This window comes from Marinovum sedimenti, from assembly GCF_054052205.1.
This window is the reverse complement of sequence record NZ_JBSWBT010000003.1, coordinates 89,066-110,842: the sequence shown is the minus strand read 5'-3', so window position 1 is coordinate 110,842 and position 21,777 is coordinate 89,066. Positions and strand designations below refer to the sequence as shown.

Here is a 21,777-nt window from a genome sequence, read left to right as displayed (position 1 = left end):
ATTTTAATGCGCAGCGCCCGGCGGCGCGGCCTTGGCTGGCTTAGGCCAGTGCCGCGTCCAACTGGGCCCATCCCGCGTCAGAACCGGGTAAGCCAAGGCGGATCCAGCCCTCGGAGTAGGGGAAAATGCGCGACCAGATGTGGCTTTGCGCTAATGAGTCTTGTGCGGCGCGGGCACCGCCTTGGGCGGTGGTGTCATAGGTGCGAAACAGTGGCGTGCCGCCGATCAGGGTCCATCCGGCCGCGACGGCCAATGCATCAAGCCGGACGGCATCTTTCGCCAAACGGGCGCAGGTCGCCTGCTGCCACGCCACGTCTGCCAACGCTGCGCAGCCCGTCGCGAGGGCCGGGCCGTTGACCGCCCAAGGGCCGGCCAATCCGCGCAATTTGGCTGCGTTGGTGCTGCCGGTGATGGCAAATCCGAGCCGCAGGCCAGCGAGCCCGTAGAACTTGCCAAACGACCGCATCACCACGATGCCTTCGTCGCGCGCGCCAAGATGCGGCGCGAGCGAGAGGTCGGGGGCGGTGTCGCCAAAGCTTTCATCCACCACCAACAGCCCGACCCGGCCCCGCAGCGCCAAAAGCGCCTCGGGCTGCCAGATCCGCCCATCGGGATTGTTGGGGTTCACCACGGTCACAAGATCGGCCCCGATCCCATCGGCGGGGGTGTCGATCATCGTCACCTCCCAGCCTTGGGCGCGCAGCGCGGCGGCGTGTTCGTTATAGGTTGGCCCGACAACGCAGGCCCGCCCCGGCGTGGCAAGGCGCGGTACCAGTTGGATCGCCGCCTGTGCGCCCGCCAGCGCCACCACGGCGGCCTCGCTGCGATAGGCAGTTGCGGCGGTCTGCTCTAATCGGGCGATGTCGGTCGCGGTGGGCAGGGTGGTCCAGGCGGTGTCGGGCAGGGTTGGCACCGGATAGGCCACCGGGTTGATCCCGGTCGACAGGTCGAGCCAGTCACCCGCGCCGAACGCAGCCTTGGCCCGGTCCAGATCGCCGCCATGATCCCGTTTCACACTCGCCATATCCCCGCGCTCCCTATCCACGCCCCTGCCGCCAGTATCCCCAGCAGTGCAAACATCGCCCGGCGGTAAACCGCAAGCCCCTGTGCCACATCGTGCGCCACAGGATCGGGCGCTGTGCCGTTCAACCAAGGCTCTTGCGCCGTGCTGTCGCCATAGATGCGCGGGCCAGACAGGCGCACGCCCAAGGCCCCGGCCATCGCAGATTCGGGCCATCCGGCGTTGGGCGATCGGTGGTGGCGGGCATCGCGCAGCATCACTTTCAGGGCCACGCCCGCGCGCCCCGAGACCAAAGCCATGAGCAGCCCGGTCAAGCGCGCCGGGATCAGATTGGCCACATCATCCAGCCGCGCGGCGGTCTTGCCAAAGTGCTCGTAGCGGTCATTGCGGTGGCCGATCATCGAATCCAGGGTGTTGATCGTCTTGTACGCCGCGATCCCCGGCAGCCCCGCCACAACGCCCCAAAACACCGGCGCGACGATGCCATCCGAGGTGTTTTCCGCCAGACTTTCGAGCGTGGCGCGGGCGATGCCGGCGGTGTCGAGCTGCTGTGGATCACGCCCGACAATCATCGAAACCGCGTGCCGCGCCGCCGCCAGATCGCCCGCCGCCAAGGGGCGCGCTATCGCCGCCACATGGGCGTGCATCGAGCGCAGCGCCACCAGCGGCCAGGCCAAAACGGCGCCGACAAGCACCGTGGGCCAGCCGTCGGGCAGCAGGGCTTGCACCGCGCTGGAAGCTCCTGCCGCCACGCCAACCAACAGGGCGGTGGTCAGGGTTCCGCGCCAAAAGCGGCGTCTTGCCGGGCCGGAGTTCCAGCGCCTTTCCAACGTGGTGATCCCTGCGCCGATCCACGTCACCGGATGGCCGATCCGCTGAAACAGCGCGTTGGGCCAGCCGATACAAACATCGATCAGACAGGCGAGCAGCATCATCGCGGCAAAGCTCATGCCGGGCCGCCAGTCTGGAACTGCAAAACGCGGCTGAGGCCTGCGGCGCGCAAGCGGGGCGCGGCCTCGGCGGGCACCGTGCCGGGGGCAAATATCAGCCCGCGCGCCGACCCGGTGTGCGCGCGCAGATGGCCCAAAGCGCCAAGCTGCTGGGCAAGCTGTGGCGTCGGGTCGTCTGTTGGCCCTCGGAGATCGGTACACCGCCGCGCGGACTCTGACGCGATGTCCGCCAATGCGGCCAGAGACATCGGCGCGCGCAGGGTGGGGACCAGATCAGAGATGTCGGAGAAATCGAGGTCGGACGGGTCGGTCGCGACCGGCGGCCCCCAGAACCCCCCGACAATCTCGGCGCGTGGCAGAGCTTCAATCGGCTCCAAAACTCGGCCCTCGCGCGGTGCCCAGAGCACGCCGTCGGGGCGCGGCAACATCAGCGGATCGCTGGCACCTTCGGTGGCAAGGCAGGCCGCCGCCAGCCGGGTTTCGCATCCGCCCGCCGCCCGCGCCAGAGCAACAAGCGCGGCTGTCGACGCCCCCGCACCGCCGCCCGCAGGCATGGTACCGACAAGCGAAAACGCTCCGGCTTCGCCGCCAACCCGGCCCAGAAACGCCTCTGCTTGCGGCAGGTCAAGGATGTCCGGCTGCTGCTCTAAGGCCATGACTGCTCGGGATAATCTGCGAGATTCGACATACAGCGCGGCACAGTTGACCGTGACCAGCGCCAAGGGTCCGCGCGGCCCCAACCGGCCTTGCACCCACTCGCCGAAGTGCCCGGAGACCCGCGTCAGCACGCGCTGCTCCGTTGATTGGAACACAAGGCCGCCCCCGATTCCGCATCATGCCACAGGAGGGCGCGGGAAAAAGGCGCGCTGGCCGCATGGGCTCGGCGGCTGGCCCGAGCGTCACGCGTGAGCCCCAAATTGTCCTGTGCGGTCTCGGCCAAGGCGCTCTTTCCTCATTAAAGCGATTTTGAAATGTCATGCCTGTGTCGGAAAGTCGATTCCAATCCTCGACGGCGCGCAAACCGACGTAGATGTTTGGCCAAGTATCGGAGGGGCTGGACTGTTTGGGGGAACAGGCGTGCAATATTACATAAGTCTGATTCTGCGTGCTGCCGTATGTCATCGCGGCCCGCCCCTCAGGGCGCGCAGGTCACAGGCGAATGTCGTCCAACCGCTGATCGCCGGGCAGTTTGGAGCGTTCGAGGATGATCTGCGAAATGGCGCGGGCGCGCACCGGATCGAGGGCCGCCAAAATCGGCGCGGCGTCGCGTTCGTCCATCGTGCCCATCACCATCACCGACACCTCGATATCGAGTTCGTTCATGATGTTGGCCGCATCTTTGGGCTTCATATTGCGATACAGCGCCACCAGACGGTCGACATCGGCGGTATGCGCGGCGGCCACGCGCGACAACAGCCCTTCGAGCTCTTGCTTGAGGTCGGTCAGCCGCTGCCGCTCGATCTCTAGGGTTTCAGAGGCCAGATCATGCTCGGCCGAGCGCTCCGCACCGCGGTCTTTCTGCGCCGCCAGCAGCTCGCGTTCGCGGCGGATCAGCGCGAGCAATTCCTCGGGCGCCTCGCAGACCTGCGGCGCAGGGGTTGCGACAGGGGCCGCGGCCTCGTCGGTTGCGGCGGATGCGGCGGAAATCAGGCTGCCGAGCCCCGCGTCACTGGCAGGCATTTCCAGATAGGTGATCGCGCCCTTGGCAAGGACAAGCGCGGCAATCGCAGGCAGGATAAGGCGGAAGGGGCGCATGATCGGGTCTCAGGCTTCGCGCTGGCGCACGGTGTCGAAAAAGCCGCGGATCAGCTCGGATTTACCGGCAATCGGGGTGGCTTCGGCGGCGGCAGCGGCGCGGTCACGGTTGCTGCGGAACGAGGGTTCGGGTTTGGCGGCGGGCTGTGCCGGGGCCTCTGCTTCAGCGCGGCGCAGGGGCTGGGCATTGTCGCGGGCGGCGCGCAGGGCGGACACGGTGCTTTCGCTGCGCTCTACCGCCTCGGAGAAATTGCCGATCATCGGTTCAACGTCGCGCAAGGCGTCCATCAGGCGGCGCACCCGGCGATCCACCATCCAAGCATAGCCCAGCGTTCCAACAAGTACGGCAAGGACAGCAAGATCAATCGCGAAGGACATCAGACAGTTCCTCTTCCTGATAAAGTTTTTCGGAGAATTGCAGCGCCACGCGCCCGTTTTTGCGACGGCCCACTTCGGCGCGGGCGATATCCTTGCCCGCACAGCACAGGGTCACCGGGTCGTCGGGCGCAATCCCGAGGTCGATCACCTGCCCCGGTGCCCAGGCCAAGACATCGCGCAGCGGCACCGACAGCCGGTGCATCACGGCGGCCAGCTCGATGCTGCTGCCGCCAAGCATATCGGTCATCTTGGTGCGCCAGCCGCTGTCGCCGCCCAACTGGCCGCCGGTGAAATTCTGCGACAGCACATGCACCACCGGTTCAAACGAGGTGTTGGGCAGCAGGAACACCATCTCGCCCACCCGGCCATCAAGCTCGATCCCGATCACCGCCCGCACGCAGGCGCTTGTTGGCGGCGCAATCAGCAGCCCACGGGCATTGGTTTCGATGTGGTCGATGGAAAAGCTGACCGGGGAAACCTTGTCAAACGCGGTGGAGAGGTCCGCCAGAACCGTTTCGCAAAAGGCGCTGCCGACCCGCTTTTCGATGCCGGTAAAGTTGCGCGATTGCGGCTGTCCGGGGGGGCACATGCGGCCGCCAAAGGTGACTTCGACGATGTTGAACAACAGCTCCGGGCTGACGACGGCGGCAATGGCCCCGCCCCACTCGGCTGCGTCGACCACCGCAATCAGCGCCACATTCGGCAGTTCGGCGTTGGCATCCTGGCAGGTGAGGTAGTCGATGGATTTCAGCTCGGTCTCGGCCATGCCGCCGAAGTAGCTGCGCAAGGCTTGTGCGAGCGACAGGGCAAAGCGGTCGAAGGCCACTTCGAGCATCGGCAGGCGGGCATAGGAATCCTTGGCGCGCTCGACCATGAGCTCTTGCACGGCGCGGGTCGAGGCGTGAGAGGCGCTGTCCGGGGTCATTGGATGATCAGATCCGCGATAAGGAATTGCTGGGGGGCGTCGCTGTCCGAGATCGCACGGGCACGGCGCAGCAGTTCGGATTTGAGCCGCACCAGGCCGATGCTGCCCTGAAGGTCGCTTTCGTTCAGTTGCCGCAGATATTCCTGGAAGCTGTCGCGCAGGAACAGCTTGCGGGCCTCTATGTTTTCCGCGCCGGGCATGGCGGAGTCATAGGCCAGCGCGATGTTAAGTTTGAGAAACCGCGTGGTTTGGCGGCCGGTGGCGGTGGTCGAGGTGATGTTGACGATGATCTCTTGGAACGGCGTGACCACGATGGGGGCTTTGGGCGCAGCCGCCTGTTTTGGCGCGGCCTCAGTCTCCGCCTCCACCGCGACCTCGGGCTGTGACGTCAGCAGCGCCAAGGCCCGATCCGGCCCGATCGACACCACCAGCCCGCCCGCCAGCGCCGTGAGGCAGGCGACAAGCAGCAACACCACGCGCAGCAACCCGCCCTTGCGGGGCGCGGCTTCGGCGGTGTGTGGTCGGGATGCGGCAGCCATGAATTACAAATTCTCAGTTCATTCTGTTCTTGCACCATGATGCGCATTCATCGGCGTCAAAGCAAGTATAAAACGAACAATATCCTTGATGAACAAGAATAGATGTGGTTAGTTTTAGGCGAACAAAGCGGGCAGTACTCGACGTGCAGGCAATCCTCGAAAACCTTCGATCCTTGGGCCAGACGCGCCTTATCGCCCTTGGGGCGGTGGGCATCGCGCTTGTGTTGGCGGTGTTTGTCGGCCTCTCGGCGCTGTCCTCGCGCGATTATGTGTCGCTGTACCGCGATCTGTCGCCGGGCGACGCGGGCAGCATCATTGACGCGCTGGAGCAGGCCGATATCGCGGCCCTGCCCGAGGCGGCGGGCACCGCGGTCAGCGTGCCGACGGATGAGCTGGCGCGGGCACGGATGGTTCTGGCCGGGGCTGGCCTGCCCAATGACGGCACGCCAGGCTGGGAGATTTTCGACGGTTCCAGCGGGCTGGGCATGAACAGCTTTATGCAGCGGGTCAACCGGATGCGCGCGCTTGAGGGCGAGCTGGCCCGCTCGATCCAGACGATTGACGGGATCGAAGCCGCGCGGGTGCATCTGGTGCTGCCCGAGCGTGAGCCGTTTACCCGCGAACGCCCCCGCCCCTCGGCCTCGGTGATTGTGCGCGGCTCGCGCCAGATGGCGACCCGGCAGGCGCAGGCGATCCGGGCGCTGGTGGCCTCGGCGGTGCCGGATTTGGCCCCGACGCAGGTGACGGTATTGTCAGCCTCGGGCGAGACGATTTTGGCCGAAGACGGCGCGCCGGGCAGTGAAGCCTCGTTGCAATCCACCCGCACCCAGATCGAAGACCGGCTGGGCCAGCGGATCAACCAGATCCTGACGGCGCGGGTGGGCGCGGGCAATGCGCGGGTGCAGGTCAGCGTTGATCTGTCGACCGAACGCCGCGTCATCCACCAGCAAACCTTTGACCCCGCGCAGCGCGTTGTCCGCTCGACCGAAACCCGCGAGGAATCGCGGCAAGACCAGCGCGCAGGTGGCGGCGAAGTGGGTGTGGCCGACAATATCCCGGCGGCTTTGGCGGGGGATATTCCCGGCGGGGCCTCAAACTCGGCCAACAGCACCAATGAGGTGGTCAACTACGAAATCGGCGGCACCACCTCGGAGATCGTGCAAGAGCCGGGCGAGATCCAGAAGGTCTCTGTCGCGGTGCTGGTCAACGGCATCTATAATGTGCAGGACGGCGGCGGCGTCGATTACCAAGAGCGCGAGGCCGAAGAACTGGCGCAACTTCAGACGCTTGTGCAAAGCGCCATCGGGTTTGACGGCGGCCGGGGTGACACCGTCGAAGTCGTGAGCCTGCGGTTCATGGACTATTCGATGGACGTGGGCGAGCCGATGGGCGGTGGCATTGTGCAGGTGCTGTCTGACAATCTCGGCACGGCGATGCGCGGTATCTTTGCGTTGGCGCTGGTGGGGGCGGTGCTGTTTCTCGGGGTGCGCCCGGCGTTAAACCGGATTTTGCCGCCCGAGGGCCTGCCCGGCCCCGGCGATGCCGACGCGCTGCCCAAATCGGGAACGCCGGCGCAGGTTACGGCCGAGGGCGCACCGGGCGAGATTACCAACATCACCAACATTCAGGCCGCGCGCGACGGCGACAAAACGGTGTTTCACAGCGGCACCGTGCTTGATCCGCTGCCGCCGGGGTCTGAGGGGGACACGGTCTCGCTCGCGTCGGTGCAAGGCGGGGTGCAGCGCGGCTGGATCAACACCGTCGGCGAGATGATCGAGCATGAGCCGGATGACGCGGTCAAGGTGCTGCGCGGCTGGCTGGCCGAGGGAACGGGCGCATGAGTTTTCTGTTCGATCGCAATTTCGATGCCGAGACGGACGCCGCCGCCCGGGGTGCGGCGCAGGTGGCTGGAGCGGTCTTTACCCGCGCCGAGTTTGATCGCGCCGTGGCCGAGGCCCGCGCCGCTGGCTTTGAGGCTGGTGCGCAACAGGGCCGGTCCGAGGCGCATGACGCTGCGCTCACCTCGGAAACCGCGCGCCGCCTGAAGGTGGCGGAATCGGTGGTGCCGCTGTTGCGCGATTTGTTCGACGATGCCGGGCGCCAACACGCGGCGCTTGAGGCGCAGATGATCGACTTTGTGCTGTCGGTGTTTGAGCAGGTGGCCCCGGATATCAGCGCCACCCTTGCCGAAGGTCAGGCCCGCCGCGAAGCGCAGGCGGCGGTGCGTATGGCGCTGGGGGCGGCGCAACTCACGCTGTTTTTCGCGCCTGACAGTCTGACGGCGGCCACCCCCGAGCTTGAGGCGGCGGCGCGCGATGCGGGATTTGGCGGGCGGCTCACGCTGCGCCCTGACCCCGCGCTCCAGCCCGGCGATGTGCGGGCAGATTGGGATCAGGGTGTGATGTCCTACAGCTTTGCCGAGGTCTGTGGCCGCATTCTCGGCACGCTTGGGCTGGCGCGCGACCAGATCGAGCAGAGGCTTGGGCAGAAGGTGAGCCAGAAATTTTCAGGAGAACCGTCATGAATGAAATGACCAATACCCCCGACGAGATGCTTGCGGATGAGAGCGAAGCGCCCACCGAAACGGGCAGTGAAACGCCAAGCAGCGAGGCCACCGCGCGCCCCGCAAAAAGCGGATCGGGCATTGATGCGATGCTCAACGTCGGTCTGGATGTGCAGATCGTGCTGGGCCGCGCCCGGATGCCAATCGCGCAACTGCTCAAGCTGAGCCGGGGGTCGATCATCGAACTCGACAAATCCATCGGCCAGCCGGTTGAGGTGGTCATCAGTGATCGGCTGGTGGCGCGCGGCAATCTGGTCAAGCTTGATGACGACCGGTTGGGCGTGTCGCTGACCGAGATCGTCAAGGACTTTGTGTCCGACGAATGAGCCACACGCGCGCCCTTTGCACCGGTTTTGCCCTTGTGGCGCTTACCGGGTTTCTGGCCAGTCAGGCCGGACCCGCCGGGGCGCAGCAGGCGGGCAGCGATCTGTTGGGCGCGATTGGCGATGCGTTAAGCGACGCGCCTGCCGGATCGGACGAACGCGCCAGCCTGTCGGGGCGGATTATCCAGCTGGTGGCGGCGATGACCGTGCTGTCGCTGGCGCCCGGCCTGTTGGTGGTGATGACCAGTTTCACCCGCTTTGTCATCGTGTTCTCGATGCTGCGCTCGGCGCTGGGGCTGAACCAGACGCCGCCGAATATGGTGCTGACCTCGATGGCGCTGTTCATGACGTTTTTCGTGATGCAACCGGTGTTTGAGGACGCCTGGGACCGTGGCGTGCAGCCGCTGATGAACAACGCGATCAACGAAGAGCAGGCGCTGCGCCGGGTCGGCGACCCCTTCCGCGCCTTCATGTTCGCCAACACTCGCGAAAAAGACCTGGCGCTGTTTCACGACATTGCCGGGCGCGATTTGAGCACCGCGAAACCGCTGGCCACCACCGCCGAAGACGCCGATTGGCGCACCCTGGTCCCGGCCTTCATGATTTCCGAGCTCCGCCGGGCGTTTACCATCGGCTTTCTGATCTATCTGCCGTTTCTGGTGATCGATCTGATTGTCGCCTCGGTGCTGATGAGCGCGGGTATGATGATGCTGCCGCCGGTGCTGATTTCGCTGCCGTTCAAGGTGATCTTTTTCGTTCTTATCGACGGTTGGTACATGCTGGCCGGCAGTCTCATGGAAAGTTACGCGCCGGTTTTGGGCGTCAACTGACACAGTCAAGGAAGCAGGCTCATGGCCCTCGCCAATCTCAAGCGCAAGAGCACCACAGAGACCACGCCCCGCCCGCGCAAGCTTAGCGGGCCGCAGAAAACGGCGATCCTGTTTCTGTGTCTGGGCGAAAAACGCGGCTCGGCGCTGTTGCAAAAGCTTGACGATATCGAGATCCAAAAGGTGACGCGGGCGATGTCGGGCCTTGGCTCGATCTCCTCGGAGTCGGTGGAGCAGGTGCTGACCGAATTCGTTGACAAGATCACCAATGGCGGCGGCGTGGTCGGGTCGTTCTCGGTGGCGGAAAACATGCTGCGCTCGCTGCTGCCCGGCGATCAGGTCGATGGCATTCTCAAGGACATTCGCGGCCCGCTGAAAGAGCGTGATCTTTGGGCGCGGTTTGGGGCATTGTCGGAAAATGTGATCGCGAACTACCTGAAAAATGAGCATGAACAAACGGTTGCGGCGATCTTGTCGAACGTGAACACCGATGTGGCGGCCAAGGTGCTGCCGCTTCTGGGGCCGGAAAAGATGAACAGCGTGGTGGAACGGATGATCCGGATGGAGGCCGTGCCGCACCATATGATGACCCAGATCGAAGAGTTGCTTCAGGCCGACATCATGAACGCCAGCGCCCAGCCCACCACCAACGAACAACATCAGCGGATGGCCGATCTGTTCAACAAACTCGACCGGCTGGCCTTTGATACGATGGCCCCGGCGCTGACCGCGGCGGTGCCCGACAGCTTTGATGCGATCAAGGCCAAGATGTTTACGTTTGAGGATCTGGCCAAGCTGGAGCCGCAGGATCTGGCCAAGGTGATGCGCGGCATGCCCGGCAACACCCTGCCCACCGCGCTGAAAGGCGCGAGCGAGGCCACGCGCGAGGTTTTCCTTGGGGCGCTGCCACAGCGGTCCCGCGATATGCTGGTGGAAGAGATGGATTCGATGGGGCCGGTGCGCCGCCGCGAAGTCGGTGCAGCGCAGGCGCTGGCGCTGGATTATGCCCGCAGCCTGGCCGAAGACGATCAGCTGCGCCTGCCGCTCAATGACGACGAAGACGACACGATGATCTAGAGCGTGACGCTATAGGCGGGTCAGCGCGCCTTGTAGCCGCTGAACCCTGACACGGCTGTGATGTCGATGGTGATCGGCACAAAGCTGCCCGAGTTCCAGCCGTTTGCCGCGCTGGTCAGCATTTGCACCGCCGCGTTGGTCGAGCTGATGTCGGATGTGGCATCCGAAATCGCGATGTAGCGGCTGATCAGCGTTTCCACTTCGGCGGGGTCTTGCAGCTTTTCAAGATCAAGCGCCTCGCTGAGGATCGCCGCCTGCCGGTCGATATCAAGTGCTGCCATTTCTTCGGGCAGGCCCAGAACAGTCCGGGCAAACTTGGCCATATCGGTGTCTTTCAGGATGTCATACGCGCTGGTGATATCCGCCGCAGTACGGCGAAATTCCAGAGCAATCCCAACGGCTTCGTTCTTCTTCTGCCTTGTCGTTGACGTATTGCGTATCGATGAACTTGTCGACGATGCCGGTTTTCCAGCTCTCCACCACGGTATTAAGATTGGTGGTCCCGTTGGCCCCAAACCCCATGCCGTTGTACAGGTCTTTGAACCGGCTATCGGTCAGCTTGTTCACCAGCGCGTCGTCATCCTCGATGTTGCTTTTGAGGATCTGCTCCATCATCGCCTTGCCGAAAATCTGGTCCTCCAGATCATGTGCCTTCATCACGAAACTATAGAGTTTGTAGTCCGCCATCAGGTCATCGACCGTCTCAACCTTGGAGATATTCTCCATGAAATAGTCGATCTCGCGCGCGTTTTGCGGCTGGCTGCGCATCAGCGCCTGTTCCTTGGATTCGGTCGCATCCACCAACTTGAGCGCAAGAAAGCCGGACATGCCGGAGACCGAAATCATGCGCGGACCTTCTCCGCCGGCCCAAGGATTTCAGCTTCGCGTTTAAGCAGCGGGCGCAGATTGCGCAGAGCGCCGAAGTAGTTGGACACGCTGACATTATTGGCGGCTTCAAACACGTTGGGCCGCAGCTCTGACGAAAACACATTGGCCAGAACGCCCAGCTCTTGCTGTGCGGCCTTCACGGTTTTTTGCCGCCGATCGGGGTCGATCAACGCGCTTTGAATCAGGAAATACACCGATTTGACCGGTGTATTTGCCTCTTCTGGCCGCAACAAATCCGCCTCGCGGATGATGCTGGCGCGGGTTTCTACCGTGATCGTGGTTTTGCGGCCGCCGTTGCGCAACATGCAGCCGTTGACGATAAGCCGTTCAAACGGTTTGAGCGTAAGATTGAGTGCCATCTTGTTCCCTTGCCGTTGGGGCCGGACGACGCCCGGAGAGGCCGCCCAGAATGTTATTGTTAACGTCGATCAGCGCTTGCAGACCGTCTTTGCCGCCGATCACATCGCCACAGGTGCGATCCACCCAAAGCGACAGCGAAATCAGATTGGCGCGCAGGGACTCTGGCAGTTGATTGCCCGGGTTGGCCAGATCGTTTTGCAACCGGACCCAAAGTTGGCGGTTTTCGGCCAGGGCGCTGCGCAGGCCATTGGCCAAGACGGTGGTGCGAAGGGTTTTGCTGTCTGCGGCGCTCCAGGCCTCGAGATGCTGGCCCATTGCGCCGGTGATGCGCGCAAAAACCCGTGCTTCGATTTGCCGGGGGCTCGCGCTTTCGCGGATGGTGTTTTTGTATGCTGCTATGCTCATGTTCAACTCTGCCTCTATCCCCATCTTTGCGGGGCAAATTCCAGTCCGGGTGCGGTGTTTCCGCTACTCCGGAGTAAGGGAGGCGCCACGCGGGCCCCTCCCCGTTGATCGTGTGACTGGCCCCATTCAGGGGCCAATCGCAGAGGTTACTGGAACAGGGACAGAATGTTCTGCGGCTGCTGGTTGGCAATCGAAAGCGACTGCGTGGCAAGCTGCTGCTGAACCTGAAGCGCCTGCAAGCGGGCCGCTTCTTCTTCCATATTGGCATCGATCATCGAGCCAACCGAGCTGTCGATGTTGTCGACAACCGACTCGAGGAAGTTTTGCTGGGTCTCGATCGAGTTTTCCGACTGGCCGAGTTTGGTGGCGATGTCCGTGACGCCGCTCAACGTGGTTTCTGTTGTTGCAAGAACACCGCTCAGGAAGGCTTCACCGGTTGCGGCGCTTGCGTTGGTCGCAAAGTTGGTCGCGATGGTGTTGAAATCCGAGACGCTGAGGCCAAGGTCATGCGTGCCAACGGTGATCGACGTGGTGGCATAGGTGCCACCCGCGCGGCTGACGCCGGTTACGGTATTGCGATCTACGCCAACGGTGGTGTCGGCATTGGCCGATGCGGCGCTGAACGTGCCGTCGGCCGCCACCAGTGTTGCTCCGGTGATGTCGGTGCCAGTGGCATAAGCGCCGGCGCCCAGCATATCGTCGCCGTTAAAGGTCGACTGGCTCAGCGTGGTTTCCATCGATTTGACCAGTTCTTTCAGGTCATCTTCGATTTCGGTCAGACCGCTGGTTGCGCCTTGGGCAAAGGCCACTTTGTCGAGGAACTGTTGCGCGAGATCCTGCACGGTTTCAGCACCGTTGCGCGCGGTCGAGATCGAGCTTTTGGTGACGGTCAGGCCTTCGTTGATCGAGGAATACACCGAGCTGTCGCTCTTCATGGTTTCCGAGATCTGGAAGTAGGCGGCGTTGTCTTTGCCGGACTGAACGCTGAGGCCCGAGGAAATGCGATCCTGGGTGCCGCTGAGATCGTTGTTGATGTTACGCAGTGTCGACAGGGCGGACATCGCGCTGCTGTTGGTGATGATTGAGGACATTGTTTTTCTGCTCCGATTTCTATCGTTGATCTTCGTCTTTCTGACGAAAACGGTCCTGCCGTCTGCAATTCGTAGCACGACAACCGGAAGCAGAAAGCGATTTGATAGAGTGCGTTACACGGATTGATCCAACCGTTGCGAAGGAGTCACATCTGCTCCCTGCCGTTCGCCGTCGCGATCATACAGCCCGCGCAGGCTTTGACGGTCGCGAATACGGTCTATTTCCTGCGCCACGGCCCCTGTGGCCTCGGTCATACGGCGTAAAAGCGTTAAATCCGCCTGAATTAGCCCGCGCAGCGCGTCAACTTTGCGCCGCAGGGCCACGGTGGCCGGATCATCGCCCGAGAATATTTCTGCCTGATCGGCAAAGGCCGCCTCAATTTCGCCTAACAGTGCTGATTTGCGAGGAAAAATTTCTTCGACGCGGGCAAGTTGTCCTTGACCAATGGCGGCAATTTCGTCTCGCAGCAGTTTTGCGAGCTGATCGACAAGGGCAGCGGCGCGGGCCGGGGTGAGATCGGTCATTTGTCCACCTTTGTGTCGGCCGGGCTGCCAGCTTGTGAATAGGCGTCCAGCGCGCCGCGCAGGCTGGTCATCAGGCCGCCGCCGTTTTGTTCGGCAATCTCGCGCCCAAAGGCATCGGCCAGGAAAGACCGCCAGTGTTCTTCCGCCTGGCCGCCGCCGAATTCACCGATATCGACCTGCGACAGCATCTCGTTAACCATCTGGCTCAGGAACATCGCCTCGAATTCGTCGGTGGCATTCTTCGCAGCATCTGGCGCGGCCTTGCCCGACTGGGCGGTCATAGCGCCGGTTGCCCGAAGCGCCGCCATATTGGTTGAAATGTCCATGTGGCCCCTCTTAGATGATTTCCAGATCGGCATGCAGCGCGCCGGCGGCCTTGATGGCCTGAAGGATCGAAATGGTCTGCGTCGCGGTCAGCCCGATGGCATTGAGCGCATCAACCAGCCGTTGCAGGCTCACATCCGCGCCTTCGAGAATGGTGAAATGGGTTTCGGACTCTTCGACCTCGACGGTGGTGCGCGGCACAACAACCGTGGTGCCGCCGATGGTCACCGGGTTGGGCTGGCTCACTTCGGGGTCTTCGCGCACCATCACCGTCAGCCCGCCCTGGCTTACCGCGACCCGGTCGATCCGCACGTTGGCGCCGATGACGATGGTGCCCGAGCGCGCATCAATCACCACCTTGGCGACACTGTCGGGCGCGACCCGCAGGTTTTCTATCGCCGACAGCAGTTCGGGCACCGACACCTTGCCAACACCGCGAAGCTGCACCTCAATCGTGGCCGGATCAAGCGCCCGCGCGCCGCCGCCGAAGTTGTTGCGAATGGCCTCTTCGACACGGATCGCGGTGGTGAAATCGGGGTTGCGCAGGTTAAGCCGGATGCTGTCGAGCGAGGACAGTTCGAACTCGATCTCGTTTTCCACCGTGGCGCCATTTTCGATCCGGGCGACCGTGGGCACGCCTTCGGTGATCGAGGCCGCATTGCCCTGCGCCGCCCAGCCCGCAACCGCAATCGGCCCCTGCCCCACCGCGTAAACCTCGCCATCGGCACCGGTCAGCGGGGTCACGATCAGGGTGCCGCCGCGCAAGGAAGACGCATCGCCCAGCGACGACACCACCACATCAATCGGCGAGCCGCGCCGGGCAAACGGCGGCAGCATCGCAGTGACCATGACGGCGGCGGTGTTGGCGGTTTTGATGGTGTCGTCCGAAAGATTGCCAACGCCGAGCCGCTCGAGCATCGCCTCGATGCTCTTTTCGGTGAACGGACTGTTGCGCAGGCTGTCGCCGGTGCCATTCAGGCCAACCACCAGTCCGTAACCGACCAGTTGGTTCTCGCGCACACCCTCGAACGTGGCGATATCCTTGATGCGCACCTCGGCCCAGCCCGGCAGGCCCGGCAAAAGCGCGGTGGCAAGGGCGGCAAGAAAGGCAGCGATACGCATGGCGCTCCGGGGCTCCGTTTCCAAGGAGTAAACATCGCCAGTGAAGAAATCGCAACAATTAATTCTTGATTAACCATTCTATTCTTGCGTAATACTTGAACCTGCCGCAGAATTTGCGCAGAGTATGCTTGCGAGAGCATGAAGAGAGCAAACAGCTTCAAGGGGGACGTGGTGCATATTTACCTTTACGAACCACGATCAAACCCTTTGGCCGGCCTGCTGTCGGACCTGCGCGAGGCCGAATGGGAGCCGGTCGCCGTCAGCGACGACTTCTTTGAGCGCCAGCTTGATCTTGTCGCCCCCGATGGGTTTGCCGACCGGCCGGTTCTGATGTGGGGCCATCCGCGCAGCGTGCAGCATATTGCGCGGCTGCGCCGCTCGGGCTGCCGCAATCCTGTGCTGGTGCTGCGCGCGCAGCGTGATCCCGAAGCGGCGATGGAAACCCTTGATGCCGGTGCCGATGATGACATCGTCGGGCCGCTGACCGGCATGGAGCTGCGGGCGCGGGTCAATGCGATCACCCGGCGCTTTCATGGCCACGCCGCCGCCTCGATTCATATCGGTGATGTGACCGCTTATTTCGATGGCCGCGACCCGGATGTTGCGGGCCAGCCGATGCGGCTGTCGCAGCGCGAACTGGCGATTTTCCAACAGATTGCGCTGGCCGCACCACGGGTGGTGTCGAAATCGCGGATCTATGATGCGGTGTATGGCATGGCCGACGACCAGCCGTTCGACAAGGTGATCGACGTCTATATCCACCGCATCCGCAAGAAGATCGAAGAGATGTCGCCGCTCGGTGATCCGCATATCCGCACGCTGCGCGGACGCGGCTATAAACTCGCCCCCGCCGAGCTGGCCGGGTCGGTTGCGCCGGTGCCGCTGGTCGGATCAGCTCATGTAGTTGAGAAAGCTCAGCTGCGATAGGCGCGCAGTCACCGCATAGCTGGCCTGAAGCTGGGTTTCGAGCGCGGTGATATTGGTGGCAGCCTCGTAACTGTCGACCCCGACCAAGCTGTTCACGCGGTTGGCATAGACTAAGGCGCGGTCTTCCATCCGGGTGTTGGCGGCGTCGATCCGCGATGAGGCGGCATCAAGCCCGATCTGGCTCGACAACAGCGCCTCATTACCCGAGCCGAGCAGTGCGGTCGCGGTGCCCATCCATTCGGTATAAGCCTCGGCGTCGGATATTTCGCTGACATCGGTGGCGGCGAGCATGACAAGCCCCTGAAGAACCTCACGAAACGCCGGATCGTTGGCCTGTGCGCCATAGCGCAGGATCTCGCCATCGCCAATGCTGGCCTGCAACGGGGCATCGGTGCTGCCCGGCGCAAACAGCGCGTCAAAGCTGCCGTCTGCATTGTCAAACAGGGCGTTCAACTCGCTGATCCGGGCGCTGGCGTCGGCCTGGGTGTCGAGCCCCGGTGCCAGCAGCGCCGCGATGGTGGCGGCGGGGCTTTGGCCGGTGCCGCTGCTTTGTGTGGTCCACGGCGTCAGCGCCAGCGCGCTGCCCGAGGTACCGGCGAAAAGCGCCATGCCGGAATGGGTGAGATTGGCCTGACTGATCAAGGCGTCCAGCGCGCCTTGGGCCTGCACTTGCAGCCCGCTCGCGGTGCTGCCGCCCGGCTGGCTGTTGGCCAGTGCCAATGCCAGAACCGGCTGCACAGAGTCGCGCATGGTGCCAAGCGCGCTGCTCATACTGTCGATCCGCCCGCCCAAAAGCGTGTTGGCGGCGATCTGGGTCGCGTCAAGGTCGCGGGCGGCGTTCAGGCCCAAAGCCTCGGACGCGCCTTGCCCGAGCGACTTGTAGATGTCGGTGCTGACGCCGGTGGCCAGCTCTTGTTCGGCCTGCGCCAGTTTGTTTTGCAACTCGGCGTTGGTGTTGCGGCGCAGCAGGTTGCTGTACAGCGACGAGGGGCCACGGGACATGTTGTAAATCATCGCGGTTTCCCTGTTCAGAACGCGGCCAGCAAGGTGTCAAACATCTCAGACACGGTTGTCAGCGTGCGGGCGTTCGCGGCGTAGGATTGCTGGATTGCGGTCAGTTGTTGCAGCTCGTCATCGAGATTGACGCCGGTAAAGGCCGAACGGCTGCCTTGGATCGTCACCGCCCCCGCCGCAAGGCTTGCGGCATTGGTTTCGGCATTGGCGCGGGTGGTGTTCTGGCTCGCAATCAAGCTTGAGATATAGTTGGGCAGCGTCGCGCTGTCGCCCAGCCCGGCCCCGGCGTCAAACCCGGTTGTCGCGCTCAGCGCCGCGGCGAAATCCATCGCTTGGCTGTTGTCGCCCGCCGCACCGGGCGCCATAGCGCCGATGCCATCGCGGATGCGCCAGCTCGCGCCGCCCGCCTCGGCCACAATCGCGTCATTGACGGCAATGCGGGTGGCAAGCCCCGGCTCAAACGGGTCGGTCAGCGCCGCGCCGGCGTCGGTGAACAGACCGGGCGCGCCTGCGGGCAAAGAGCCATCGGCAGCGGCCATATCCTCAATCAACGCGCGCGCGACCTCATCAAGCTGGGCCTGCATCTTTGGCAGCGTGTCGACCATCAGCGTGAACTGCCCCGCCAGCGCGCCTTCAGAGATTCCACGCACGCCGGGCTTGCCGGGGGTGATCTCGATATCGCCCGCGTGCAGCGTGCCAGCGGCGGCGTCAAACCGCAGCGTTTCTGCAGTGTTACCGGTCAACAGCGCAGTGCCGCCGGTGGTGAACAGCTCCACCCGGCCCTTGGTGTCGGTCCGCAGGGTAAAGTCGATCAGCTCGGCCAAACCGTCCAATTCGGCGTTGACCTGATCCTCGATCGCAAGCTGCGCATCGCCCAAAACCCCGCCCGACATCCGCTCGTTCAAAGCCTGCAAGCGTGACAGCGAGGCGTTCACCTCGCCCACATGTGCAACGATGGACCGGGTGGTGAGGCGGCTCGCCACTTGCAACGCATCGCTGCTGCGGTTGAGCGACAGCGCCAGATCCTGCGCGCCAGACACGGCGCTTTGCTGCAACACCGCATCCGACGGCGAAACCGCCAAAAGCCCAAGCGCGCCCTGAAAATCGGTCAGCCGGGTCAGGATTGTATCGCTGCTTTCGCTGTCGCCAAGCGTATTTGTATAGGTCGACAACCCGGTCGCCATCGCATCCTGCGTGGCGGTGCGCGACACTTCGGTGCGGTACATCGCGTCAAGCGAGGCATCGACGGCGCGGGTGATCACCGAGACCGTCGGCGTGCCCTGCGCATCGGTCGTGATCGCAGCTTCGCGCCGCGCATAGCCGGCGTTCCCGGCGTTGGCGATATTGCCCGACACGGTTTCGGCCCAACGCGAGGTGGTTTGCAGCCCGCTGCTGGCAACGCTGAGGGCGGAATTGAGGCTCATGGTGTCATCCTGTCAGCGCCTTACCGCTTGAGGTTCACCGTTTCCGACAGCATCTCGTCGGCGGCGGTGATGATCTTGGCGTTGGAAGAATAGGCGCGCTGGCGTTGGATCAGGCTGGTCAATTCTTGCGCGATGTCGACATTGGCCGATTCCACCCCGCCCGCTGACAAGGTGCCGGTTTCGCCACTGCCCGCCTGACCAAGATAGAATGCGCCCGAATCCAACGAGGTGGTGAAGGTCGAATTGTTGTTGGTTTGCAGCCCGTTGGGGTTGGCAAACGTCGCCAGCGGAATTTGCGACAGCGCGGTGCGCGCGCCATTGTCAAACACGCCCCAGACATTGCCGAATTCGTCAAACTCCAACCGGGTGAGCGAGCTGCTCTGTGCGCCGTCGGCATCGATATCAAGCGGGGTGTAATCGCCCGAGAACTGGCTTAGCCCGTCAAAGCTCCCCGGTGCGCCAAGCGACAGCTCGACCACCTGCGGCGTGGTGCCGTTGTCGATGGTCAGGGTCATGGTGCCGGTGGCCGGGTCAAACACAAAGTTGGCCGGGGCGGTCGTCAGATTGCTGATCCCGGCATAGTTCAGCGGCGACCCTGCGGTTGGCCCACTGTCGGCAAAGGTCATGGTGACCTGGCCGTAATCGGTGGTGTCGTCGCTGATCAAAACGTCCCAGCTGTTGGCATTTGCGGTCGGCTGGAACGACAGGGTCACACGCTCAGGCTCGCCCAAGGCGTTGTAATATTCGATCGACGACACAAACGGATCGCCGGGATTGGCCTGCCCGGTTTCCTGCGACGGCAGGTTGCCACTCACGCCGATGTTGCCGGTCATCGTGCCTGCAATCGATTGAAACGCCACGTTTACCGGCTCAAGATCGGCAAAGCTGTTGCGGTCCACCGCGCCAAGCGTGCCATCGGGGCCATAGGGATAGCCCATCAGGTACAGCCCGGCGGAATTGACCAGATTGCCATCTTCGTCCGGGGCAAAACTGCCGACGCGGGTGAACAGATTGCCCGAGGTAAAGGAGGCGTCGATGTTGGTGTTGACCACAAAGAAGCCATTGCCGCTGATCGCGAGGTTGGTCGCAATCGAGGTGTCGATGTAGTTGCCATCGATGGTGTTGCTGTGGATTTCGGCGGTGCGCACGCCCGACCCGGTGCTGCCTGCGGTCGAAGACGACCCAAGGGTGATCATCTGATCAAAGCTGCGGCGATAGCCGACCGTATCGGCATTCGCAATATTATAGGAAATACTGTCAACTGCCGTGGAGTTCGCCAAAAGTCCGCTGACGCCGGACGCCATCGCGTTGGTAATGCTCATAACCGCCTGCCTTTGCCGTGCCGTTGTTCGATCACTGGTTCGGGAATTATATAGCCGGCGCAGGTTACACCAAGTTTAAAGCGGCTTGTTCTTGGGGATATTTTTCATGTCTTTGGCCAGACCTTGGCTGTTTTTGCGCAATCTTTTGCGCATCAGTTCACCGCATTTGGCCCTGACAGGGTGTCGAGCATCTCTTGCGCGTTGTCGATGCGTTGCCGCGCGGTGCCTTCGCGCAGCGGCAAAAGGTCGGCGGGGGGCGCGGTGAGCGATCCGACCACCTCGGCCCATTCCGGCACATCAGCCAGCGTTTCAAACCGCACCGCGAGGGCACGGGCGGCCTCGGCATCGCCACTGCGATGGGCGGCGAGCAGATAGCGGATGGCATCCGGCAAGGGCAGATCCGCCCCCGCGCGCTGTGCCAAAAGCGCATAGGCGGCCTGCGCCTCGGCCCATTCTTCGCGCTCAAACCGCGCCTGCGCCCGCAGTCGAAGCACCTGTTCCGGGGCCCCGGCGCCATCGGCCGAGACCAAGGCGGCCCGCTGGCCGGTCTCATCCAGATACCGCGCCGACACCAGCGCCAATCTTTGCGCCATTTCAGGGTCTTTCGGCGTGGGCGGCGCGGCCAGCAGCGCGCCCAGCACCTCGAACTGGCCGCCGTGCAACAGCGCCTCGGCCTCTTTCACCGCCAGCCGGTCAATCTGGCCGGTGTCGGCGTCAAACAGGCCCAGATCCTGCCCCGCCATAAGGTAATTTCGGATCGTGGCAAACTCTTGCGCCGCCATCACCGTCGCGCCGGCGGCATGGAAGGTATCGGCAAAACGCTCGGCCGCCTCGGCAAAACCGGGGGTAAAGCGCAGCCAAGGCGCGGCGCGAGCATGCAGCGCCATAAAGCCCGACATCGACAGCGTGCCCTCGGCGCCCTTGGCGTACATCTCGCGGGTCAGCGCAATCGCCTTGGCCGCCGCCTGCTCGGCCACAGGTGTGCGGGCATGGCGCACCATCAGACGGCCATAGGTCTCAATCGCCGCGACAGGATCGCCGGCGATCACTCGCAAGTCGGCGAGATCAACAAGCGTGTCCGCCGCCAAGGCATCGCCCCGCCACAACTCGGCCTCCAGGGCCAGCAGCTCAACCGCCTCAGCCGCCGTCAGCGCCTCGTGACGCAGGCCAAGATCGACCAAAGCGCGCCGCGCTCGGTGCCCCCAAAGGCCGGTGTCGCCCTGCGCCTGCGCATAGCTGTCAAAGGCGGCCATTGGCGCGTCGCCAGTCTCGGCCACTTTGCCGAGCAGGAAATGCAGCGCGGCTCCGTCGCGCAAACCCGCGTGATCCTCGAACCGCCCCGCAATATCGCGGGCCAGCCGCCATTGCTGCCCGTCGATGGCGCAGTCCAACAGGGCTGGCAGCACGCGTTCCCGCACCGGGGCCGGAAAGCGCTGGAGCCGGTCAAAGGCGCCGCGCAGCCCCGAACCCGCCGCGCCACAGGCCCCCGCATTCAGCCGCGACAGTGTCAGCAACAGCACCTGATCGGGCCATCGCGCGTGCTGCGGTTCAAGCAGCCGTTGGGCACGCGCGCTCAGAGGCCGACCCAAAGGATCAAGCAACCCGAGCGCCAGTTCCAACGCCTCGGCCCGCAGCCGATAGGCCAGCGGCACCGCGCGCCCCTGCACCTCGGACAACAGCGAAAGCCCCTCGGACATCATGCCATGGGCAAAGTGAAATTCCGCAAGGTCAATCAGCGCCCGCGCCCGCCGGGGCACCACATCCCCGGCCCGCAGCACCGTCTCCATCAGCGCCGCGCGTTCTTCAAGGAACGGGCGCTGTGGCCGAGGCATAAGGTAAAACTCGGGCGGATCAAGCACCCGCTGCGGCAACCCCAGATCCTGTAGCATCGGCCGGTCGCGCGTTTGCCCGGTCGCGGCCTGCGCCACAGGGGCAACAGCCACGGCCAGCGCGAGTGCTGCGCCAAGGATCCAAGGATAGATCGGGTTATTTCGCCGTTTCTTCATGATTGTTCTTG

25 protein-coding genes are annotated in these 21,777 nt (G+C 63.6%); 6 read left to right on the top strand and 19 right to left on the bottom strand.

Going from position 1 to position 21,777, the window contains the following annotated elements; genetic code table 11:
• Positions 1 to 40 precede the first annotated feature (40 nt).
• The 7 genes from cobD to ACW9UO_RS19025 all read right to left on the bottom strand — a co-directional run bounded on the left by cobD (position 41) and on the right by ACW9UO_RS19025 (position 5,568).
• Entirely contained in the window at positions 41 to 1,024 is a 984-nt protein-coding gene (gene cobD, locus ACW9UO_RS19055; RefSeq protein ID WP_457088951.1) for a threonine-phosphate decarboxylase CobD, read from the bottom strand.
• Positions 1,012 to 1,971 carry an adenosylcobinamide-phosphate synthase CbiB gene (gene cbiB / locus ACW9UO_RS19050; protein ID WP_457088950.1) on the bottom strand — a complete coding sequence of 320 codons (960 nt, stop codon included), beginning with the start codon at positions 1,969 to 1,971 and terminating at the stop codon, positions 1,012 to 1,014. The genes cobD and cbiB overlap by 13 nt, the downstream gene beginning before the upstream one ends.
• The gene (locus tag ACW9UO_RS19045; protein WP_457088949.1) at positions 1,968 to 2,783 is read right to left on the bottom strand and encodes a propanediol utilization protein; all 816 of its coding nucleotides are present in this window, start codon (positions 2,781 to 2,783) and stop codon (positions 1,968 to 1,970) included. Before ACW9UO_RS19045 ends, cbiB begins: the two co-directional genes overlap by 4 nt.
• A gap of 337 nt (positions 2,784 to 3,120) precedes the next feature.
• On the bottom strand, positions 3,121 to 3,726 hold the full coding sequence (locus tag ACW9UO_RS19040) for a MotE family protein (protein WP_457088948.1): 606 nt from the start codon (positions 3,724 to 3,726) through the stop codon (positions 3,121 to 3,123).
• Between the two features lie 9 nt (positions 3,727 to 3,735).
• The gene (locus tag ACW9UO_RS19035; protein WP_457088947.1) at positions 3,736 to 4,104 is read right to left on the bottom strand and encodes a flagellar motor switch protein; all 369 of its coding nucleotides are present in this window, start codon (positions 4,102 to 4,104) and stop codon (positions 3,736 to 3,738) included.
• Positions 4,088 to 5,029 carry a flagellar motor switch protein FliM gene (locus ACW9UO_RS19030; RefSeq protein WP_457088946.1) on the bottom strand — a complete coding sequence of 314 codons (942 nt, stop codon included), beginning with the start codon at positions 5,027 to 5,029 and terminating at the stop codon, positions 4,088 to 4,090. Before ACW9UO_RS19030 ends, ACW9UO_RS19035 begins: the two co-directional genes overlap by 17 nt.
• Positions 5,026 to 5,568, bottom strand: a complete 543-nt coding sequence (locus tag ACW9UO_RS19025) for a flagellar basal body-associated FliL family protein (protein WP_457088945.1) — start codon at positions 5,566 to 5,568, stop codon at positions 5,026 to 5,028. The genes ACW9UO_RS19030 and ACW9UO_RS19025 overlap by 4 nt, the downstream gene beginning before the upstream one ends.
• 173 nt (positions 5,569 to 5,741) lie before the next feature.
• Here ACW9UO_RS19025 and fliF point away from each other — a divergent pair, with 173 nt between their 5' ends.
• Genes fliF through ACW9UO_RS19000 form a run of 5 tightly spaced genes read left to right on the top strand, consistent with a single transcriptional unit; the run spans position 5,742 to position 10,358 of the window.
• Entirely contained in the window at positions 5,742 to 7,409 is a 1,668-nt protein-coding gene (fliF, locus tag ACW9UO_RS19020; RefSeq protein WP_457088944.1) for a flagellar basal-body MS-ring/collar protein FliF, read from the top strand.
• On the top strand, positions 7,406 to 8,092 hold the full coding sequence (locus ACW9UO_RS19015) for a FliH/SctL family protein (protein ID WP_457088943.1): 687 nt from the start codon (positions 7,406 to 7,408) through the stop codon (positions 8,090 to 8,092). Before fliF ends, ACW9UO_RS19015 begins: the two co-directional genes overlap by 4 nt.
• Positions 8,089 to 8,457, top strand: a complete 369-nt coding sequence (locus ACW9UO_RS19010; protein WP_457088942.1) for a FliM/FliN family flagellar motor switch protein — start codon at positions 8,089 to 8,091, stop codon at positions 8,455 to 8,457. The genes ACW9UO_RS19015 and ACW9UO_RS19010 overlap by 4 nt, the downstream gene beginning before the upstream one ends.
• Positions 8,454 to 9,284: a flagellar type III secretion system pore protein FliP gene (gene fliP / locus ACW9UO_RS19005; RefSeq protein ID WP_457088941.1), complete on the top strand. Its 831-nt coding sequence runs from the start codon at positions 8,454 to 8,456 to the stop codon at positions 9,282 to 9,284. The genes ACW9UO_RS19010 and fliP overlap by 4 nt, the downstream gene beginning before the upstream one ends.
• A 21-nt stretch (positions 9,285 to 9,305) precedes the next feature.
• Positions 9,306 to 10,358 (top strand): flagellar motor switch protein FliG, encoded by a 1,053-nt coding sequence (locus ACW9UO_RS19000; RefSeq protein ID WP_457088940.1) that lies wholly within the window; start codon positions 9,306 to 9,308, stop codon positions 10,356 to 10,358.
• Between the two features lie 20 nt (positions 10,359 to 10,378).
• Here the strand turns inward: ACW9UO_RS19000 and ACW9UO_RS18995 are convergent, their stop codons facing one another.
• From ACW9UO_RS18995 to ACW9UO_RS18960, 8 genes are all read right to left on the bottom strand, one after another.
• The gene (locus tag ACW9UO_RS18995; RefSeq protein ID WP_457089018.1) at positions 10,379 to 10,744 is read right to left on the bottom strand and encodes a DUF1217 domain-containing protein; all 366 of its coding nucleotides are present in this window, start codon (positions 10,742 to 10,744) and stop codon (positions 10,379 to 10,381) included.
• Positions 10,701 to 11,204 (bottom strand): DUF1217 domain-containing protein, encoded by a 504-nt coding sequence (locus ACW9UO_RS18990; protein WP_457088939.1) that lies wholly within the window; start codon positions 11,202 to 11,204, stop codon positions 10,701 to 10,703. The genes ACW9UO_RS18995 and ACW9UO_RS18990 overlap by 44 nt, the downstream gene beginning before the upstream one ends.
• Entirely contained in the window at positions 11,201 to 11,605 is a 405-nt protein-coding gene (locus tag ACW9UO_RS18985) for a flagellar biosynthesis repressor FlbT (protein WP_457088938.1), read from the bottom strand. The genes ACW9UO_RS18990 and ACW9UO_RS18985 overlap by 4 nt, the downstream gene beginning before the upstream one ends.
• Positions 11,574 to 12,011: a flagellar biosynthesis regulator FlaF gene (gene flaF / locus ACW9UO_RS18980; protein WP_457088937.1), complete on the bottom strand. Its 438-nt coding sequence runs from the start codon at positions 12,009 to 12,011 to the stop codon at positions 11,574 to 11,576. The genes ACW9UO_RS18985 and flaF overlap by 32 nt, the downstream gene beginning before the upstream one ends.
• A gap of 146 nt (positions 12,012 to 12,157) precedes the next feature.
• A complete protein-coding gene (locus ACW9UO_RS18975) occupies positions 12,158 to 13,102 on the bottom strand; it encodes a flagellin N-terminal helical domain-containing protein (RefSeq protein WP_457088936.1) in 945 nt (314 codons plus the stop codon).
• Between the two features lie 114 nt (positions 13,103 to 13,216).
• Entirely contained in the window at positions 13,217 to 13,627 is a 411-nt protein-coding gene (locus tag ACW9UO_RS18970) for a hypothetical protein (protein WP_457088935.1), read from the bottom strand.
• Positions 13,624 to 13,953, bottom strand: a complete 330-nt coding sequence (locus ACW9UO_RS18965) for a rod-binding protein (protein WP_457088934.1) — start codon at positions 13,951 to 13,953, stop codon at positions 13,624 to 13,626. Before ACW9UO_RS18965 ends, ACW9UO_RS18970 begins: the two co-directional genes overlap by 4 nt.
• Before the next feature lie 10 nt (positions 13,954 to 13,963).
• Positions 13,964 to 15,073 carry a flagellar basal body P-ring protein FlgI gene (locus ACW9UO_RS18960; protein ID WP_457088933.1) on the bottom strand — a complete coding sequence of 370 codons (1,110 nt, stop codon included), beginning with the start codon at positions 15,071 to 15,073 and terminating at the stop codon, positions 13,964 to 13,966.
• Positions 15,074 to 15,211: 138 nt separating this feature from the next.
• On the opposite strand from ACW9UO_RS18960, the gene ACW9UO_RS18955 reads away from it, so the two are divergent.
• Positions 15,212 to 16,000 carry a winged helix-turn-helix domain-containing protein gene (locus ACW9UO_RS18955; RefSeq protein ID WP_457088932.1) on the top strand — a complete coding sequence of 263 codons (789 nt, stop codon included), beginning with the start codon at positions 15,212 to 15,214 and terminating at the stop codon, positions 15,998 to 16,000.
• Here ACW9UO_RS18955 and ACW9UO_RS18950 read toward each other — a convergent pair.
• The 4 genes from ACW9UO_RS18950 to ACW9UO_RS18935 form a co-directional block, all read right to left on the bottom strand.
• A complete protein-coding gene (locus tag ACW9UO_RS18950) occupies positions 15,965 to 17,014 on the bottom strand; it encodes a flagellin (protein WP_457088931.1) in 1,050 nt (349 codons plus the stop codon). The two genes, ACW9UO_RS18955 and ACW9UO_RS18950, sit on opposite strands and share 36 nt — an antisense overlap.
• Positions 17,015 to 17,028: 14 nt before the next feature.
• Positions 17,029 to 18,438, bottom strand: coding sequence for a flagellar hook-associated protein FlgK (gene flgK / locus ACW9UO_RS18945; RefSeq protein ID WP_457088930.1), 1,410 nt, complete (start codon positions 18,436 to 18,438; stop codon positions 17,029 to 17,031).
• 20 nt (positions 18,439 to 18,458) lie between these two features.
• The gene (locus ACW9UO_RS18940) at positions 18,459 to 19,760 is read right to left on the bottom strand and encodes a flagellar hook protein FlgE (protein WP_457088929.1); all 1,302 of its coding nucleotides are present in this window, start codon (positions 19,758 to 19,760) and stop codon (positions 18,459 to 18,461) included.
• A gap of 152 nt (positions 19,761 to 19,912) precedes the next feature.
• Positions 19,913 to 21,766 carry a hypothetical protein gene (locus ACW9UO_RS18935; RefSeq protein WP_457088928.1) on the bottom strand — a complete coding sequence of 618 codons (1,854 nt, stop codon included), beginning with the start codon at positions 21,764 to 21,766 and terminating at the stop codon, positions 19,913 to 19,915.
• Positions 21,767 to 21,777 lie beyond the last annotated feature (11 nt).